General features: G+C 59.9%; 8 protein-coding genes. 7 read left to right on the top strand and 1 reads right to left on the bottom strand.

Features of this window, described 5'->3' with window-relative positions:
* The first annotated feature begins 44 nt into the window (after positions 1 to 44).
* Positions 45 to 953, top strand: coding sequence for an HNH endonuclease (locus ACU0AG_RS10935; protein ID WP_482782312.1), 909 nt, complete (start codon positions 45 to 47; stop codon positions 951 to 953).
* A 10-nt stretch (positions 954 to 963) separates the two neighbouring features.
* On the opposite strand, the gene ACU0AG_RS10930 is transcribed toward ACU0AG_RS10935, so the two are convergent.
* Positions 964 to 1,599, bottom strand: coding sequence for a S24 family peptidase (locus ACU0AG_RS10930; RefSeq protein ID WP_184081895.1), 636 nt, complete (start codon positions 1,597 to 1,599; stop codon positions 964 to 966).
* 481 nt (positions 1,600 to 2,080) lie between these two features.
* On the opposite strand from ACU0AG_RS10930, the gene zorA reads away from it, so the two are divergent.
* The 6 genes from zorA (at position 2,081) to ACU0AG_RS10900 (ending at position 19,247) form a co-directional block, all read left to right on the top strand.
* Complete coding sequence (gene zorA / locus ACU0AG_RS10925; protein ID WP_482782311.1) at positions 2,081 to 4,006, top strand: anti-phage ZorAB system protein ZorA; 1,926 nt, start codon at positions 2,081 to 2,083, stop codon at positions 4,004 to 4,006.
* Positions 4,007 to 4,056: 50 nt separating this feature from the next.
* Positions 4,057 to 4,734 carry an OmpA/MotB family protein gene (locus ACU0AG_RS10920; protein WP_482782310.1) on the top strand — a complete coding sequence of 226 codons (678 nt, stop codon included), beginning with the start codon at positions 4,057 to 4,059 and terminating at the stop codon, positions 4,732 to 4,734.
* A complete protein-coding gene (locus tag ACU0AG_RS10915) occupies positions 4,731 to 6,137 on the top strand; it encodes an EH signature domain-containing protein (protein WP_482782309.1) in 1,407 nt (468 codons plus the stop codon). The genes ACU0AG_RS10920 and ACU0AG_RS10915 overlap by 4 nt, the downstream gene beginning before the upstream one ends.
* Complete coding sequence (locus ACU0AG_RS10910; protein ID WP_482782349.1) at positions 6,131 to 9,886, top strand: SNF2-related protein; 3,756 nt, start codon at positions 6,131 to 6,133, stop codon at positions 9,884 to 9,886. The genes ACU0AG_RS10915 and ACU0AG_RS10910 overlap by 7 nt, the downstream gene beginning before the upstream one ends.
* 111 nt (positions 9,887 to 9,997) lie before the next feature.
* On the top strand, positions 9,998 to 13,294 hold the full coding sequence (locus ACU0AG_RS10905) for an STY4851/ECs_5259 family protein (protein WP_482782308.1): 3,297 nt from the start codon (positions 9,998 to 10,000) through the stop codon (positions 13,292 to 13,294).
* Entirely contained in the window at positions 13,284 to 19,247 is a 5,964-nt protein-coding gene (locus ACU0AG_RS10900; protein ID WP_482782307.1) for a DEAD/DEAH box helicase, read from the top strand. The genes ACU0AG_RS10905 and ACU0AG_RS10900 overlap by 11 nt, the downstream gene beginning before the upstream one ends.
* Positions 19,248 to 19,275: the final 28 nt, after the last annotated feature.

The following is a 19,275-nucleotide window of genomic DNA, read 5'->3' as shown; positions in this document are numbered from 1 at the left end:
CTCCAGGCAACCTGGTGCACATTGATTTTGGCTAGGGCGGAACTGTGAAGGGCGTTTTCGAGATCAGTGGCAATTCGCGGTACGATGACGCGATCACCGAGCGGTATCACTTTCCGAGCAATTACCTTTCGGTTGCCCGAGATCTCGAGCGCGACTGGATCGTTTACCGCGAAACCCGCGTCTCTGGCGGTCGCATGGCCTACATCGCTGCTGCCTTCGTCGAGCGCATCGACGCGGACCCGAGCGATCCCAGCCACTTCTACGCGCGTGTGCGTGACTACCTCGAGTTCGATCAGCCCGTTCCGTACCGCGACGGCAGCGGCCGGTTTGCCGAGCGGTTTCTGCGCGAGATGGCACGGCCGGGCGATGCCGGGCGAAACCTGCGCGGCAAGTCGGTCCGCAAGCTGGAGAACGAGGATTTCGTGGCGATCGTCAATGCGGGCCTTGCCGAAACTCTCGATCCCGAAAACCGGATCCGGTTTGAGCTCGATGCCCCGCGCATCGATCCGGAGACCAATCTGCTTCTGCAAGATCAGTTCGCGGAGCGGCGGGTCGAGCAAATGCTCCTAAACCGCAAGATCCGTGACGCGAACTTTCGCAACCATGTTCTCGATGCGTACGAGAACACCTGCGCCGTCACCGGGCTCAGGATCGTCAATGGCGGCGGCAAGGCAGAAGCCCAGGCGGCCCACATCTGGTCGGTTGCCGATGGCGGTCCTGACATCGTCCAGAACGGGGTCGCCTTGTCAGCGACAGCCCATTGGCTGTTTGACCGTCACCTCATCACCTTCGACGACAACCTCTGCCTGCTCGTGTCACACAACAAGGTGCCGTCCGAGCTTCTGCAGCTGTTTCCGCCGGCCGGTCAGCAAATCCGGTTGCCGCGTGATCGATCACTGCATCCAAGGGCAGACTTCGTGGCCCGCCACCGAGAGCGATTTGCAGGGATCTGATCGCGGCAGATCAGACAGAACGACCGAACCAGATGACCCGACCGACCACATGGATCGACGCGCGCTCAACGTCGGTCCAGGTCGGGTAGGCGGCATTGTCGCTTGAGATGGTGATCTGCCGTCCGCCTGGTTGGATCGTCACACGTTTCACCACGAGCGCATCGTCGACACGCAGCACGTAGATTCCGTCGCGCAGGCGCGAGCCCTGATCCGATGCGTCGACCAGGACCTCATCGCCGTCCCGCAGCGTCGGTTCCATCGACTCCCCATGGACGTGGATGATTGACAGGCTGGGCCCTTTCGCCCGGGTCAACTTCCCCAGCCACCGCTCATCGAAACCGAACCGGGTATGGGCCGTCTCGCTTTCCGCGATCGCACCAAAACCGGCCGAGGCATCGACGTTCAGAATTGGCACTTCAACCAGGCCATCACGCACAGGAAGCGCCGGCCCACCGAGCACCTGCTCATCGACCCCGAAGAACTGGGCAAGGATACGCCGGTCCTCATCGTCCAGCTTGCGCGGTGAGCCGCGCTTGATGAATTGCTGGATATAAGCGGGGTTGCGATTGAGCAGCCGCGACACCGCGGAATAACCCACGTTTCTCTGCCGGATCAGGCGATCCAGCTCTTCCCTGACATTCTCCATCTGCGTCGCCTTTCAAGGGGCGGTCCAGGAGAGGTGTAGGAATTCATCCTAGACTCGATGGAGTCTTCCTAATAAGAACATAACAAGAACACAAGCCAAATTTGATTCGAGGTAGGCCATGAAGCTGCTGGAGCGCATCGAGCGTCATCTCAAAGAGACCCACATGTCGGCTACCCGCTTCGGGCGAAGGGCAGTGGGAGATCCGCGCTTTGTTCTGGACTTGCGGCTGGGGCGGCGGCCAAGGCGGCGGACGCTGGAGAAGGTCGAAGCCTACCTAGCCTCGTCATCGCATAGCCGCCAAACACATCAGTAATTTACAGAATTCTCATGTCCCTAATGGAACCAGTCTTGGCGGCAGCGGGCGTGTTCGATACCGTTCGAGCTGTTCGGGGATCTCCTGTTTGAATGCTATGGGCAGACCTGTCTGCTTCCCGGCATAGAAGCAGAGATCGTCGATTTTGCCGAGGTTCAGGGGGATTGCGTGGAAATTACCGAATGGCTGGGTCATGGTCTGATCTTCTTCTTTACCAAGATTCCGCTCATCGGCGATGCGATGGCTGCCTTCCTGGCCGTCGTATTAGTTGGAACGGCCTTCGCCATATCTTCCCGCTACAAGCGCGATTTCCATGAGCCGCTTGCAAAAGCGATCGAAGCACGGGTTCGACTCCTCGATGATGTGACTGGTGGCAGCACGGCGGACATCGATTCAGCGCGGCTTGCCTTCGCCCGTCGGTTCAATGAAATCGATGAGCAGATGATGGAGGTTGGGCACCCCGAGGTGCTCCCACTGCGCCGCACCTGGGAAGAGTTTCGCGAAACGATCGTCGATCCGTCCGCAGATGTTCTCCAGAATTCGGCCCGCCCTGAGCACTTCTTCGTAAATCTCGGAGACAGTCATCGCGGGCTCAACTGGTTTGCGAACATCTTTATCGCAATCGGTCTGTTGATCACCTTCCTTGGCATCATTGCTGCCCTGTCGACCCTGGATTTCAGCGGTGGGGTCGATGCGATGCAGGAGCGCCTCAATGAACTGATGAAGGTCGCCGGCGCAAAGTTTTGGGCCTCAGTGGGCGGTATCGTGGCGTCGATCGTCCTGCGTTCTTACGATTACCGGTTCGGCAAGCGGATCAATGACGGCCTCTCCATGCTCTGCGACAAGCTTGAGCATGGCATGGCCTATCTCCCACCGCAGCGCATTGCGAGCGATCAGCTGGAGCAGCTGAAGGAACAGACCCCCGCCCTCCGTACCTTCTCCGAGCAGTTGGCTGCTGCGCTCGATGGCGCTCTCGAAAAGCAGATGGCTCCGATGATCACCCATCTGGGGTCTATCCAGCAAGGCATCGACAAAATCAGTGGCGGCGGCGGCGAAGCTGTCCGTGATGCCATCGCTTCGAGCGCGGGCGCCGAGATGGCGGGCCTTGCTGAGGCCATCGGGGCAATGACCGTGTCGATGGCCACGATGTCGCAGCGACTTGAGAAACAGACAGGAGAAGCGGACCGGCAGATCGAAGAGGCAGTGCGCCGGTTCGGCCAAGCGTCAGAAGAGATGCGCACTGCCTTTGGCGACCTTAATCGCAACTTCGGCGTGATCGCCGACCGCATGCGCGAGGAAAATGAGCAAGCGAGCACACTTGCGCGCCAGAGAATGGATGAACTGCTCACCAGCCTCGGCTCGACCCTGGACGATATGAAAGCTGGCTTGGCCGCGGCGGCCACGCAGCTCGGGGAAGCCTCGACCAGCGCCGCAAATGACGCTGCACGGATCGGCCAGGAAGCGATGGAGAAGTCCTTCTCGGAATTCGTGGAGCGCTTCAACGGAGCGGGCACTCCGCTTGTTGCCAGCATGAAGGACGCCGGCGACGCGATCTCGGTTTCGGCTGATCGGCTATCTTCGGCTCAGACCGCTATTGGCGACCACGCTCGCGCTATCGAGCAGGTCGCAGCCCGTTCGAGCGATCTGGCCACAGCATTCGGTACAGTTGCCAACGACGTCGAAGCTGCCGCTGCTCCTGTCCGTCAGTCTGCCCTGTCGATCGCCGAAGCTGTCAAATCGGTTGAGGCCGTCGTCGTCAAAAACGCGCAGTCTTCTGAAAACGCCCGAGAAGAGATGCGCGAGCTCGCTGTATCGTTGAACCAAACCGCATCAGCAGCCTCGTCAGCCTGGTCTGAATATCGGGCGCGCTTTGAGGAAGTCGATCGTTCACTTGGAGCAGCGCTCGAGAAGATCACCGACGCGGCAGGCAGCCACGCCACAAACCTCAACGAACGTGTTGGTCAAATCGACCGCGCATTGGGCGAAGGTGTCGCCCAGCTTGCAGGTGCGCTTGAGCCACTGACCACGCTGCGTGACACTGTTGAAGAACTGGCCGGAATTCTCGCGAACCAAAATCGGGAAGCTGCTGAATAATGGAAGGCGCCGTTCGCAGGAGGCCCCCTGAAGAAGGCGAAAGCTACTTCATGTCCATGACGGACATGATGGTTGGCCTGCTTCTCATTTTCATCATCCTACTGGCCTACTTCGCATTAAATCTGCAGTCGAAAACCGAGGAGCTGACCGGCGCCAACCGAACCCGGGCAGAGATCCTCAACGACCTGCAGCAGTCTTTGAAGGACAAGGGCCTGCAGGTCGAAATTGACACGAAGACGGGCGTTCTACGCCTGCCTGATGACGTGCTGTTCGACAAAGGGCGCTGGGAGCTGAACGACAGAGGCCAAGCCGCGATCAACAAGGTTGCCAGCGCGATGGTCGAGGTTCTTCCCTGTTACACGACGTCAAACCTCTGCAAAGCGGAGCGCTCAAAGCACATGATCGACGCCGTCTTTGTAGAGGGGCATACCGATTCCGACGCGATGTACGGTGGGATGAACAACTATGGCCTTTCGGTTCGAAGAGCCGAAACGACGTTCACCATGCTTCAGCTCAATCAACCGGCCTTGCGGGGGTTTCTCAACAAGCCAGCAGGTCAGCCAGGTTCTGCGCCGATCCTGGGCCTGAGCGGCTACGGTCCGGATCGCCCTATCGCGCAAGGTGATAGCGAGGCGGCGAAGAAGCGTAATCGACGGATCGACTTGCGGTTCTTGATGACCACACCCAGCGCCGGTTTGGACAAGGACATCTTGAGGCAGGAGCAATGAGCTTCCTGCGCGCGGCAATCGATCGGATGGACGCCCTGGCGTCTGCCGGGCTCGCCAAGCCTCCGACAACGCAACCTGAACTGCAGCGGCAACTCGCCAAGCTTGATGCGAGTCTCGGTGAGGCGGAGCCAGTTGCCGAGTTGAAACCCTTCTTGCGCAGTGCGGCTGAAAACGGAGCCGGGGCGCTGCCGCGCTTTCAACTCAACCGGGTTCTGCGTGGGGCATGGTGCGATCCAGAATTCGATGACCTCGGATCGGCTGCTCTCGACCGCGCGGTCGAAGAGCAGCGGCGCAGTTCCGACCAAGCCATGATCGATGGCTACCTCACCTATTTTCCGGTCGACCGGCCTATTATGGGCAAGCTTGCCGATGCTGCCTCAAGTGCTGCCCAGCGGCACGAGTGGGCATGGCGAGAGAGGGCCCGACAATGGGAGCTATTTGCGCCAACCCAAGGCCCGGCACGGGTGGCGTTCGAGTTGATCCAGCGCGATGACGATCAAATCTTTCAGCTCATCAGGGAAACCGGGCTAGGAACAAACCTGGCGGCGAGCGGCTTCGGTCAAGCAACCTTCGCCAGGTTATGCGTTGCGACGGCAGAGCTCCCGCCGAGAAAGGCGGTCTCGGCGCAGCGCAGCTTGCTGAGGCTCTTTGATCAAGAGGCACTCGCCGGACAGATCGAGCTGGTCGTGCGGGCTTTGCTCGAACCTTGGGTCAGCGAGAAGCCCGAACCTGAGCATCGCAAGGCGATTTCCGAGTTTCTCCTCGACCAGGTTGGTGATCCGCGTCTTCAGCGGCCCCGCTGGGATAGGATCGTCCGTTCGCTGGCAGAGACCATTGGTGAAGAGCGCGCGCTCACGGTCACACAAGTCTTCAAGCGGTGGCTCACCGAAGTCGCGATGCGGGAATTCTTCCGGGCTATCGCCAAGACTACCGATCGGCCCGATCAATGGGCACAGCGTGAGAAGTTCTGGATGGCCTATCTGGACGAAGGCCTCGTCAGTGATGCGTGGCCTGCCTTGGGCGTCCGGGCTCGGAACCAGATCGAGTACCTGATCCGACAAAGCGGGGAACGCCCGGAATATGGGATCATTCGAGGCGGCCCTGCCTCATCGTCCTCGATCATCATGCAGATCGGTGACTTGAGGATTTCCGAGTGGAGCGACAATGGCTCATGCCGGTTTTGGAGCGATAGCGATCCAAATGCTCCGAAGCTCTATGCCAAGATCTACGACGGTGCCAAACTGCGGACCACGGCAGGTCGGTCTGACTTCGAGTATGAATCTCACGTTCCAGCAAGCCCGGGTTGGGAAGGCAAATTTGCCGGGATAATTCATCGCCGGACATCAATCTTGCACCCCCGGTTCGGCAAAGGCCGTGGTCGTAATTGGAACGATCGATGGTAAGCACGAAATTCATTGCAACTCAGCAGAGCGATGGCAGTGAAACTATCACGCTTTTGCGTGAGCGACCGGGCGGGCTTTTCAAACGGGCCTCAAGCGAAACGGTGCCAGTCGCGGAGTGGCCCAAGATCGCTCCCGAAGCAGGGCAAGCGGCCTTGGCGCTCGCACGCTCGTTTGATCAGGAAGGGCAAATTCTTGAAGAGGACGGAGGGGTTATCCTCCCCCCTCACATTGCCGCCCAATTGGACGAGGCCGACGCCTTTGCTCTCGGCTTGCCACCAGCCACGCCCCTGACACTTCAATTGAATTCGAGCGGATCGCTCGCCGAAGGATCCATCACGGTCAATCCGAAGTGGGTTCGTCGCGGCGGCGTCCCTGTTCGCGCTGATATTGTAGGTGCTCGTGTCAGAGAGGGTGGGCGCGTCAGCCGCATTCCCGAGCCGGTGTTTTCCGTCTTCCGAGCTGCGCAAGCCGTAAAGGCAGCAAGTGAGCCCGACGAACGAAGAGCAGCCTTTGCAGAGCTTCGCGAACTGCTGGGTGATAAGCTGGGCGCGGGAATAGAAGCCGACGGATTTCTGGAACGCATCCGCATAGCCTACGCTGCGAACTTCTCATTGAGTGCAAAGACCGATCACGGCCGCTTCGACTTTGACCCGGTTCTCTTCTCAAGACACGTCGGCGAGACCTCCGACGGCGATCTCATCGATGAGCATGAAGCATCTCTGCTGACCCCGCAGGATACCGCGCACTTCCAGCGCAGGTTTCGGAGCCAGGAAGGGGGACGGCGGAGTTATCTCCTTTCCGATGGAACGCTACTTTTCCTCGACCCCCTGCTGGGTAAAGCCCTCGATATTGTTCGTGCCAAGCAGGGCGGTAGCTCGCAGGAAAAGCGGGAATTCCTGCGCTCTCCCCAGCGGGTTTTGCGCGAAGAGCTGAAACTCGATGCAACCGGCGATGACGCAGCGGCCGACCGCCTCTTCATTGAGACGCAGCAGTTCTCCGAGCGCGTCAGCGGGATCGAAGTCTGGCAAAAGCCGGTCCTTCCCTGGATCAAGCCGAAGCCCAACAGCTGGCTGCCCGAAAGCTTCGGCCTGCGGATTGGTGATCCGCCGGATGCGCGACACGTCCCCTTGGCTCCCGGTGAAGCTGAGGTTCTCGCTGGCGACCTTGAGACTGCCATCAAAGCGGGACACGAAACCGTCGCCTGGCGCGACGAGAGCATCCCGGCCACCACGGCTACGCTTCAGGCAACGCGCGGAATTGCCGATCTTGAGAGACAAATCGCAGCGGAGACAGGAGACCAATCGCGATCTGAGGATGAGCGTGAACCGGTCGAGATCTTCTTTCTGCAGGTCGGTGAGAATTTCGAGCAACTCGACTATGCGCGTCTGCCTAGGCCTACGTCGGCGCCAGAGCCATTTGAGGTGCCAGCTCTTCCCCAAGGCCTGAAGTCCGAGCCAAAACCGCACCAACGCGATGCATTTGCGTGGCTGACTGAAGCTTGGGGGCGCAGATTGCCGGGCGTCCTGCTCGCCGACGATATGGGTCTGGGAAAGACATTCCAGGCACTCATGTTCCTGCTCTGGTTGCGGACCAACTCGGCTCACCCCAAGCCAGTGCTGATCGTTGCGCCAACAGGTCTGCTCAAGAACTGGCAAGCTGAACTCGCGCAGCATGTCGAGACGGGCCTCATGGGTCCAGTGATTGAAGCCTTCGGGACAAATTTGCGCAGCTTTCGGCTGGAAGCTGGAAGCGATATCCGCGGCGGTACTTCACGGCTCGATTCCGGCGAATGGGAAGACGCAGGGATCGTCCTCACGACTTACGAAACGATGCGCGACTATCATATGAGCTTCGCGCGCATCCCATTTGATGCGATCGTATACGACGAAATTCAGAAGCTTAAGAACCCGGCCAGCCAAATGACCCGGGCAGCCAAGGCGCTTAATGGCCGTCTGCAAATTGCCATGACCGGCACACCAATCGAAAACCGACTTCAGGATCTTTGGTCGATTGCCGATACGGTCTACCCCGGGTTCCTCGGATCGAGCCGGGAGTTCGAAAGCAGCTACCCAGCGAACGATTTGGAGGGCCTTGAAGACCTTCAGCGGCGATTGGTCGAGCGTGATGACGAGCTGCCTCCGTTCATGCTCAGGCGCATGAAGGACGAGATCCTCACCGGCCTGCCGGAAAAAACGGCGCGCAAATACGCGATGGAAATGCCGCCCGCCCAAGCGCAGGCCTATGACATGGTACTCGCCAGAGCTCGTGCGCTGCGCGAAAGCGGCGAGCAAGGCGCGATGCTCAAAGTGCTGCACATGCTGCGCGGGACATCGCTCCACCCGTCGGCGCCGCGAGGCGTTACTGACATAGACGCCTACGTTGCCCAGTCGGCGCGCCTGAAGAAGACCTTTGAGATTCTCGCGGAGGTTAAGCAGCGCGGCGAGAAGGCGCTACTGTTTTGCGAAGATCTCGAGATGCAGGCGTTTTTGGCCATGGCCATCCAGGAGCGCTTTGACCTCAGGCACAGGCCGATGTGCATCAGCGGCAAGGTGGCTGGACATAAGCGCCAGGAGATGGTGAACGCGTTCCAGAGCTCGCCATCTGCCTTTGACGTCCTCATCCTGTCTCCCAAGGCAGGGGGCGTGGGTCTCACGATTACCGCCGCAAATAACGTGATCCACCTCTCACGCTGGTGGAACCCAGCTGTCGAGGATCAGGCTACCGACCGCGCCTACCGGATCGGCCAGACACGCCCGGTCACGATCCACATTCCGATGGCCATCCATCCGGATGAAGCGATTGGTCCGTCGAGCTTCGATCAGCGCCTCGACGCCCTCATGGAGCGCAAGCGCTCATTGAGTCGCGGTCTGCTTATGCCGCCCGAGAGCGAGCGGGATGTCGAGGACTTGCTTGCCGACGTGCTCGATGGGAAGCGGGCCGAGCAGCAGGATCAATCTGTTACAGCCCCTGAAACGGAACCCCAATCCCCCCAGGAGCGGAGCAGTTACAACATTGAGCCACCCGCTCCGACAGAGCCGCAGGTCAGTCATGAACGGCTCAATGTCTCAGCGAGCGAAACCTTGCCGCCCGCCCCTGAGGACGTGAAAACTCCCAGTCCGACAGAGGCCGAAAGCACACGATCAAAGGGCAAACCTGAGGAGATCGCGTCAGCGCAGTTGAATAAACCGTCAGTTCGGCGCCCGATTCTCTCGGTACGAACACCCGTTGAAGCGGCAGAAGCACGGGCTTCCTACGTCCAGCGCGTCGTCTTCGAACAACATGGTCCGCGGGACTGGACCATCTTTGAGCAATATGCCCGCGATGCAAATATCGCATTGCTTGAAATCCAGGACCCCTACTGCTGCGCTGATGGTCAAGCGCGGGGGCGGCTCGTCAATTTCATCAGTCGTTTTGGTCAGCTCGCTTCTCAAATCGCAGCTGTCCATGTTGTGGCCTTTGATGCGGACTCGGTCCAAACGCGGGAACCCGAAAGCACGAACGATCAGCGAAGAGATCTTGAAGAGCGGTGGAACCGCATGCTGGCCTCGGTGCAGTTGCACCTGGCGCAAAAGTCGCGCCGATCTGTCGGCGACCTGCACGATCGGTTCGTGAAAGCCCGGCTCGCCAACGGAGACTCAGTCATCTGGGATTTGGGTCGAGGTATCGACGGGATCATGAGCGCCCGCTGGTCCTGCGTAGTCAATGCTTTCTACGATAGAGCTTCGCCGAATTCGTCCCTGATGCACTGAAAGTATCGACCGCCATCATTGATTATAAACTAATGTTCATTGATGGTTAGCCTGCGGTTGGGAACGCCTGTTACCCAAAAGCAATGCAGTTAAAGGGGAGGCCAATCAGCAATGCAGGAACGCGATTTCAAGGCTGAAATCGAAGCTGAGCGCAACGATCCCGCACAGCTGCGCAAGATTGCCGACGAAATTCAGGCGGCAGGTGGTTCGCGTCTTCTCGTGATCCGGGCGATCCAGCGTGCCAGGGCTGCAGACACGGGTCCTCATCCACTTGGCAAAGCAAGCGCCGAACTGGGCTTGCCTCGGCCAACCGGTCTGCCGCTTTACCGCTACAAGCTTGCGCCCGGAATGTTTGAGCGCATGGGAAAGAAGCTATCGTCGGGCCTCCCCTCTGATTGGCAACGGCCCTCACTTGCACCAGCCTTTGTTCTCTGGGCCGCGGATTGGTTTCGGCGATCCTATCAGGGCGGCGTCCAACGTTGGGCTGACATCGAGAAGGTACTAGGACTGCGGCTTTCGCAAGGCGAATGGCGAGATCTGGCCGACCAGGGGTTTCGCGCCTGGGGTATCGAACCGTTGATTACTGCTCACGGGAATCAGCGGCTGTCCAACCTGGCGCGTCAGGGCGGATTTCCAGCCGCTGCAATGGCGAGCGGCGCAAGCTGGCCAAGAAAGTTTTTGGAACGGGCTGTTGGCGAGCTTTTGGGCGCTGACGTACAGGACATCGCCGCCGCAGTCGCCATCTGCGAGCGGAACGAATACCTGCTGCCGACGATCTGGCGCAGCCAGGAAATGTACGCGATCTGCGGCGAGCTGGCGCTCAAGATTGTCGAATTGCGTGCATTCGTTGACAAGGAAGTGCCGGCTGATGGCCGTCCTTACTCGGCGCGGCTGGACCAGGCCTACGAGGATTGGCGCGATGAATTGCCAATGACCCTGGATGGGGCGGCGGCGGGTTTGATCGATACGCTGCTGGAAGCAAAAAAGCTCTCTAGCAGCGGTAGCATTCGCGTTGGCCGGATGATGTCTCGGCACGGCGAAGATTGGCGTGAGTGCCTCGACTTCCACCTCGATGGACGGTGGGACGACAAGGACCAGGTGCTTTCACCCAGCGATCACATACGCGTGTTCCTCCAGCCTTCCGATGGATTGGCGGACCGAATTTCCGGCAGACTTGCCTATCTTGAGCACGAGGACGCGAACCGCTGGATCGCAAGACCGATGCGAAGTGAGGCGGCAATCGAGTTTCCATTCGACCTACCGGTTACGGCCGAATTTCACGCACGCGGAGATCGGCTTGCACGCGGTTTTATGCTGCCTGGCGGTAAGCCCGTGAGCGGCGGGCTGCGTGTCTTCGAACCGCGCGGCACAGATGCCCAGCGCACAACCTTTGCTCTCATCGGCCAAGGCTCCGGCGCTTACAAAGCGGAGCCTGTTTTTATCGATGTTCCCGAGGACTGGTCAGTTCGAGGAAAAGACGACAACGCCGAGATTGAGCCCGAAGATTTTGCCTTCGCTCCCGGGCGCAGTCTTTACCGGTGCGCGGGCTCAATCATAGCTCAGAAGAGCAACGGCGACAGTTTCCTTGTGCGAACCGGACAGAGTGCGGACCGCAAAGACCGCCTCTCGATCGTGGCCAATGCCATTGCCGGAGTACAGGCACCGGATGGCGAACAGCTGTTCAAGCACCCGCTCCATGCGCAGGTGTCAGATGGTCTTTCACACCGGGTCGCATCTCGGGGAGAGGTACGCTGGCGGATTGCAGGCCAACGCAGCTGGTCGGAAGACCTGGCCGCTGCGGGACCCGGGTTGTGCGAATTCGCTTGGCTCGATGGTGCAACAGGTCATGTGCGCGATCGGCAGACTGCGTTCGTTCTGCCCGCTGACTTTGAGCTGACGCAGCGAAGCAACGGGACTCATTCGGAGATCGAGCTGAGCGGTTGGGACGGGGCAGCTGTACTTGGCGACGAAGCACCGAGTTCGAAGCACAGCTGGCGGATACGGATTGATCCTCCTCGCCGGGCCGTGTTGACCTTACGCTTGGCCGCCGCGCAAACTCCTGCGTTCGATCTGAAGGTTCCGCTCCAATCGAAGGAATGGCTCACAACCTGGGACGGAGACCTCCTCCCGCGCGACGCAGTTCTTGGCCTGGCCGATCTTCGTGACACGGTGGCCCGCGTCCCCTCGACTTCGATCCTGATGGGGGAAGTTGCCCATAATGCTGACGCAGCATTGGACGCCAACTGGCGAATTGATGGGGAGCTTGGCCTGTCCGCATTGCGAACGGACATTGCAGCTCTCATGCGCCCCCTTGGCATCGACGCTCAGGTCAGGCTCGATTTCCACAACGGGAGCAATGACAACTGGTATGTAACGGAGTTTGGTAACAGCCTAGAGTGGGAGCCAAATGGAGGCTTGCGCCCAAAAACCGCTATAGTCGGTGAGGATGTGAGGGTGTGTGGACGCTCACTTGGGGCTCCCGAGAAAGAGCTCGAATTTGGCAGTTACGACGGCCTGCAAAGTGGCCTTGGTGGCCAACTTATTCACTTGCCGCGTCTCAAAGGTGATTGGCTCGTCTATCTTCGTGAGGGCTCCCGCGTCCTCACTCGACCCAAATTTGTCTCAGGTGACCCTGATCCCGAAGTTCCGCAGCACCGGCTCGGCCGGGCCATGGCCCAGCCATTCCTTAAGGCGCAAGAGGACCTGCAGTCCCTCGTTACCGAAATAGCGCAAGATCCGACGACCGCAGAGGCCAGTCAGACGATCCAGGTCGTCATGAAACTGGCCTTGTCGCTAAACGGCCTCCCACCGCAGACATTCGAGATCTTCAGCAAATTGGTTCACGCCGGTGCCCTTGCTCCCCTGCTACTGTACCGCTGTGAAGAAGAGCACCTGTCGACCATTCTCGAGTTGTTCGACGGGCTTTGCTCGAGCTGGATGCTCTTGCCACACGCCGCATGGGATGCAGCTTTCCAGGCCCAAGGGCACTATCTCGTTACCCGGTTGGATGATCCCCAGTGGGCATTGACCAGGCTCACTGAGCGCCAGAATGAAATCGCTGCGCGCGCTCCCCAGCTAGCTCCTCTGATTTGCCGTGATTATTCGCCATCGACCTGGGAGGAAGTGCGCAGTCACTTCACCGACCACACGAGCGAGGGCATCAGCACAGATGCCGGTGGCTTCAATCCGTTCCGCCCCGCTTTCCGCGAGCTGCTCCCGAAGGAAAATTTTCTCGAATCCCTAATGCGCGTCTTCGACGCCCCGTTTGTCGCAGCCTTGGCTGCTATGGGGCGGATCACGCTCGACAAGGTACAGATTCTAACGGTGAAAGACGTCGAGCGACGTCATCCCACATACTTCGCCAAGGCCTATGGCTACGCCCTTACGGAGCTCAAGAATGACCGCTGATGATGTGTCCCAGCCTACCCGTCTGTCGCCGATGGATGTCCATCGGCGCTTGCAGGCTGGCCTCGCAGAAGCGGTCGTGTCACGTGCTGGCATCAGGCATGAGGGCCTGAACGCCTTTCTCCGGCAGAACCTCGCCGGCACGGATCCTTCCAAGGGTGCCTTGCTGTCAGAACAGCTCTTTCAGGCAGCACCCGGCTATGTTTCGTCGGGCAAGCGCCCTGACGAACTCACTTCACTACTTCATCCGCGCACGATCGACGCAATCACGAAAACGCCCGATGCGGAGTTGCGGTTCGATTATCCTGCCTACGCCCACCAGCTGAGGACCTGGGAGCTTCTGCGCAATGCAGATCCGCAATCTGTGTTGGTCTCCAGTGGGACCGGTTCTGGCAAAACCGAGTGCTTCCTCGTTCCGCTGCTTGATGATCTGGTCCGCGCATCTGAAGCAGAAGGTCAGCTGACCGGTGTGCGAGCCCTCATGCTGTATCCGCTCAATGCCCTGATCGCGAGCCAGGAGAAGCGTCTAACGGCCTGGACCAGACCGCTCACCGGTGATGTCCGCTTCGCCCTCTACAACGGGCTGATGGGAACGGCGCGGAAATCAAACCGCGACAAGGCCGAGCACGATGTCCCGCATCAGGTTCTTTACCGCGAAACGCTCCGCGCGAACCCGCCACCCATCCTCGTCACAAACCAGACGATGCTGGAATACATGACGATCCGGCGTGAGGACCGTAAGATACTCGATGCGTCCAGGGGCAAGCTGCGCTGGATCGTGATCGACGAAGCGCATAGCTACATCGGTTCAGCCGCTGCGGAGCTGTCGTTGCTGCTTCGGCGCGTCATGAATGCGTTCGATGTGACGCCCGATCAGGTCCGATTTGTAGCGACCTCGGCCACCATAGGATCGGCAGATGACGCGGAGGCAGTCGCTTCACTGCAGCGCTTCCTCTCCGATATCGCTGGCGTCCCGCTTGAGCGCACGCATGTCGTAATTGGCAAGCCGCAACCGGTGGATCTTTCGAAGGTCCTGACTGCATCCGACGATCCGGCGGCCCGCGTGGTGGCCGAGATGCTCGAAAAGAAGCCGCAGACCATTTCATCTCTGTCATCCGTGACGACGTCACCAGAGAGGATCCTGCTCGACCTGTCTGCGCACAATGCCAAAGAGATCAGGCCGGTGCTGCCGATGCGCGCGCACAGCTTCACACGAGCCATTCCTGGCCTGTGGACCTGCATTAATGCGGGCTGCACCGGGGGCGCACGGCCGGACGGCTGGCCATTCGGCCCAGTCCTGTTTGACCAGAAGGACAGTTGCCCACACTGCCAGTCGCTGGTGTTCGAGATCCAGAGCTGCCCGGATTGTGGCGAGCCGTTCCTGCCTGCGGACGATCTGGGGGACAGGGTCTTGCCGCGGCGCAGCGATCAAGACACCGATGAGTTTCGCGAAAATAGTTACCGCGATCGGGACCATGACGAAGACGACGAGGAAGAGCGGCAACCGGACGGCATCGGGCATCCGCGCCTGATCGCTATCAACGCGCAATCCCAGTCGACGCCTGTTGGATTTGACGTCGTCAGCGGCGAATTGACCGACGACACGAGCCAATTCTCGCTGACGCAGTTGAACGAGGGGCGTTGCCCGGCTTGCCTCAGCAACAAGCGCCATGGACGGCCCGCGATGCTGTCATTCCGTTTCGGCACGCCGTTCCTGACCCAGAATGCGGCGCCCATCCTCCTGGAGGGGGTGTCACCGCACCAGGCAGAGCATGCCTTGCCTTTCGATGGTCGTCAGCTGATCAGCTTCTCCGATAGCCGACAGGGCACGGCGCGGTTTGCCGCCAATATCGAGACCAATGGCGAGCGCGGATTTGTACGCGGGTTCATCTACCATGCGGTGCAGAAGGCGGCGCAAGGCAGCGACCTGCCCGAAGAGAAACGACAGGAGCTAATCCAGAAGCGCGCCAAGCTCGCGAGCTTGGTCGATGAAATGCCATCGTTCAAAGACGACATCGCAAAGATCGATGCCGAACTAAACGGTGGCAGCGCAGCCGGCATTCCGTGGAAGGACCTGATATCGGCTCTGGCCTCCGAGCCGACCATCGGCATGATGGCCAAGGTCTGGGACCTTGATCGCAGCGAGCGCTATTATGACAATCGCGAAGCTCTCGCGCGCTTCATGATGCTGCGTGAACTCGCTCGCAGACCGCGCAACGCCAACGCCATGGAAACACTGGGCCTTGCGCGCTTGCGATTCCCCGACATCGAGCGGATCGGCAAAGAAAAGCTGCCCGAGGCCGTTGCGGCAAAAGGTTACTCAATCGAGGACTGGCGGGACTTTCAGTATTTCATGGTTGACTATCTCCGGAGCTATTTTGCGTTGGACGTAGATGACGGCGACGCCCGTTGGATGCCCGGGCGGGCGCGTCCCCGGAATGTCATCGGACCTGATCAACCTCCCGGTTCCAAGAGGGATATCCTCTGGCCATCAGTTAACACGAAAGGTGGGCAACCGACTGCTGTCCTCCTCCTTGCTACCGCCTTGGGGTTGGATATCTCGGAGCCGCGCGATCGCCACGAAATCAATCAACTCCTTCGCACAGCGTGGGAACACATGGCGCCGCTTCTCTCCGGTGTCGGCGGCACATTCAGTTTGCGCCTGGAGAAGGCCGCAGAGATCGAGGCCGTGACGAAAGCCTGGCAATGCCCGCTGACGCGGCGGGTGTTGCCCCGGCTCGTGTTCGGTCGCTCACCAAACCTTGTCACGACGGGAACCGGAAGGTTCGATGGCAAGATGGTGGCCGAAGTTGAATTCCCGAAGCTGCCGCATACCCGCCCACTCAATTCCGAAGCAAAGCAAAGGCTAGCCGACTGGCTCGCAGACAACGAGTTGGTGAGCTCTCTTCGCAACCAGCGTCTATGGACCGATATTCACGACCAAGCGGCGAGAGCGACTCCCTATCTGCGCGCAGAAGAACATAGCGCGCAGCAGCCGCCGCACCGGCTGCGCGATTTCGAGGAGCAGTTTAAGCAAGGCGACATCAACCTCCTGGCCTGTTCGACAACGATGGAAATGGGCGTCGATATTGGCTCGATTGAGGCGGTCCTGATGACCAATGTTCCGCCCTCGATTGCCAACTACAACCAGCGCGCCGGTCGAGCGGGTCGACGGGGCCAAGGGTTTTCGGCGAGCCTGACGATTGCACGCAACACCCCGCTCGATCTGGAAACCTTCGCCGATCCTGCGAGCTACCTCGGACGCAAGCTCGCTTCTCCCCGCGTGTCTCTGGATTCCGACCGTATCGCCCAGCGCCACGCGAACGCCTATCTGCTCGCCCAATGGTTCCGGGAGGTGGACGGTGAGTTCGCGCGGACCAAGACGGGCGATTTCTTCGGCTGCAGGGCTGATCTTCGCCCCTTCGAAGGGCTGCCGCCCGTAGGGGCCTTCTGTGAATGGGTCCGACTGCCGGCTACCGCTGCGACGACGGACGCTGGCCTTGGACGCTTGCTGAAGGGCACGGGTCTCGAATTCGACACTGAGATTCGAGAGCACACGGCCGTGATGTTCGAGCAGGAAACTGCAAACTTCCAACGGACCTGGCAGCGGCTGAAGGAAGATGCCGATGCGCTTGATGGGCCAGCAAAGAAGGCAATCGAGTTCCAGGCTCGGCGCTTGTGCAAGGAGTTCCTGCTCAAAGAGCTGGCCAACCGCTCCCTGATCCCGGGAAGCGGGTTCCCTACAGCCGTTGTCCCGTTCGATACCCTGTGTGCAGAAACTCAGAAAGCGCAGGAGCGTCTTCGCTCCGACGAGGAGGGAACCCGGGATCGGCGCTATGAGTGCCCGACCCGCAATGCTGACATTGCCATTCGAGAATATGCTCCGGGGGCTGAGGTTGTGGTCGATGGACTCGTCTGGAAGTCGGCCGGCGTGACTCTCAATTGGTTGAGCCCGATTGATAGCGGGCAGCGCGAGCCACAGAACTTACGCTGGGCCTGGTGGTGCGATCAATGCGGCGGGGCAGGTTCCGATCACCAGATGCCCGAGCGCTGCAATCATTGCGGCGATCCGCACGTCAAGACGGAGCAATTCCTCGAACCGGCCGGCTTCAGGGTCGACTGGAACGCGCAGCCCCATGCGGACACCGATCAAGCTGTTTACATCGAACCCAAGTCACCAAAGGTCAGCGTGGGAGACGCCTTGTGGCAACCCTTGCTGCAGCCAACCAGCGGTCGCATCCGTGCTTCGCACGATGGCTACATCTACCACCATTCGCGCGGCCCTAACGACAAGGGTTACGAGATTTGCCTCGAGTGCGGACGAGCAGGGGAAGCCGGCACTGACGCGCTTAAGGATCACTGGCCGCTTACGCCACGCGACAAGAAGGCGATTGATCGTTGTCCGGGGAACGATCAAGGGTACGCGATCACGCGTGCCCTGGCATTGGGGCACGAGGTTCTGACCGACGTGGTCGAAGTCCAGTTGCCGGGGCTCGAAAGCGACGGCGCAGCCTGGGCACTCGGCGCCGCTCTGCGTGAAAGTCTCGCCCGCTGGCTTGGCATCGAGCCACGCGAGCTGGGAATTTCAGTTGCGGCAAGGGATGGCCGGTTGGGCCGCAAGACGCCTTCGGTTTACCTGTTTGACGAAGCCTCTGGCGGCGCCGGGTATGCGCCGAGGTTGCTCGACGACATTTATCATGTGTTTGAACGGGCCTCTCATGTTCTCGACTGCCCCAAGGAATGCGAAATGGGGTGCTCGGCCTGTGTGCTGGCGCCAGATCTCTACAAACAGCAAGGGCGCCTGGACCGCAACGCGGCGTTGATCGCTGTCCGTGCCTTCCTTGAGACGAATGCCGAGTTGCCTGAGGAGGATCGGGCCGTTGCGGATGCGAAGGCTGTCAACGATGCAGCAAACACAATTCTGCTGCGCGCCCGTAGCGGGGATAGCGTAACAGTATTCCTGCCCGACGCATTCGACCTTGCCGAACTATCCTCGATCAAGATGCGCTCGTTTTTCTCGTCTGCCTCCGCCCGCGGCGTCCCGGTGACGCTGGTTCTGTCCCGCAAATCGTTCGATAGCTTGGCTGAGGTGGAGCGCCGGTTCTTGCGCGACACGGCAGTACGCAACGACTTCCGGCTTGCACTGGGCGAAGCTGCAGGAGGCTGTTTCGGAAACCATCGTATCGCTGAATTGGTCTCTCAGGACAGCGCCAAGGGTTTCTTTTCACGCGACGAGAATGCAGCGCAGCCCGGCGAGCGATGGGGGGTTGGTGAAACTCATGCTGTCGTTGCCGGCAGCGTCAATCCGTCGACGCCCTTCACTCTGATAGCTGCCGACGACCTGGAGCGCCAAGTCGCTCCCGGGGACAAGGTGGAGGTCATGCTTGGCTTTGGCCAATGCCCGGTGGGACAGTTTGGCAAACGTTTTGGCGCAAAGCTGAAGCAGCATATGGAAGCGGCCGAAATCTGGCATCCGGGCCAGCTCGTCCGAATTTCCTATTCGGACCGCTACCTCAATGCACCGTTACCCATGCTTCTGTTCCTTAGGACCTGCGAGGCTCTTGCCGCAGAACTCAAGGCCGGTGACACAGTCGAAGTCGATGTGGTTGTACAGCCGTTGAAGAAAGACCGCGTGCCGTATCGGATCTTCAATGACTGGGATCATGAGGGCGACCGTGAAGAGGTCGCGCAGTTTCTGGGTAAAAAGCTTGGGCTCGACGTCGCCCTCGAGGTGTCCGATAGCGCAATTCATGGGCGGAAACTCGAACTGGAGTACGCAGACGGGAGCAAGGCTATCATCCTGCTCGATCAGGGTTTTGGTTACTGGCGCATCGTAGGCAGTCCGCCGAGACATGACTTCCGCGCGACACCGGCCGCTCAGGCAAGTGACCTCTTCCGGTCAAACGCTGCAGTGTCGGGGACTGGGGAAAGCTACTTCGCTGTGGCGCGCCGGTAACGTTCACCGCTTTGGAGCGGATGTTTGA

The organism is Erythrobacter sp. RANMB8, from assembly GCF_056848235.1.
This window is presented reverse-complemented; position numbering and strand designations above follow the sequence as displayed.

Excerpts from the sequence above, each read along its gene's own strand:
- ACU0AG_RS10930 (WP_184081895.1), bottom strand. The coding sequence starts at position 1,599 with ATGGAGAATGTCAGGGAAGAGCTGGATCGCCTGATCCGGCAGAGAAAC.
- ACU0AG_RS10920 (WP_482782310.1), top strand. The coding sequence starts at position 4,057 with ATGTCCATGACGGACATGATGGTTGGCCTGCTTCTCATTTTCATCATC.
- ACU0AG_RS10915 (WP_482782309.1), top strand. The coding sequence starts at position 4,731 with ATGAGCTTCCTGCGCGCGGCAATCGATCGGATGGACGCCCTGGCGTCT.
- ACU0AG_RS10910 (WP_482782349.1), top strand. The coding sequence starts at position 6,131 with ATGGTAAGCACGAAATTCATTGCAACTCAGCAGAGCGATGGCAGTGAA.
- ACU0AG_RS10905 (WP_482782308.1), top strand. The coding sequence starts at position 9,998 with ATGCAGGAACGCGATTTCAAGGCTGAAATCGAAGCTGAGCGCAACGAT.
- ACU0AG_RS10900 (WP_482782307.1), top strand. The coding sequence starts at position 13,284 with ATGACCGCTGATGATGTGTCCCAGCCTACCCGTCTGTCGCCGATGGAT.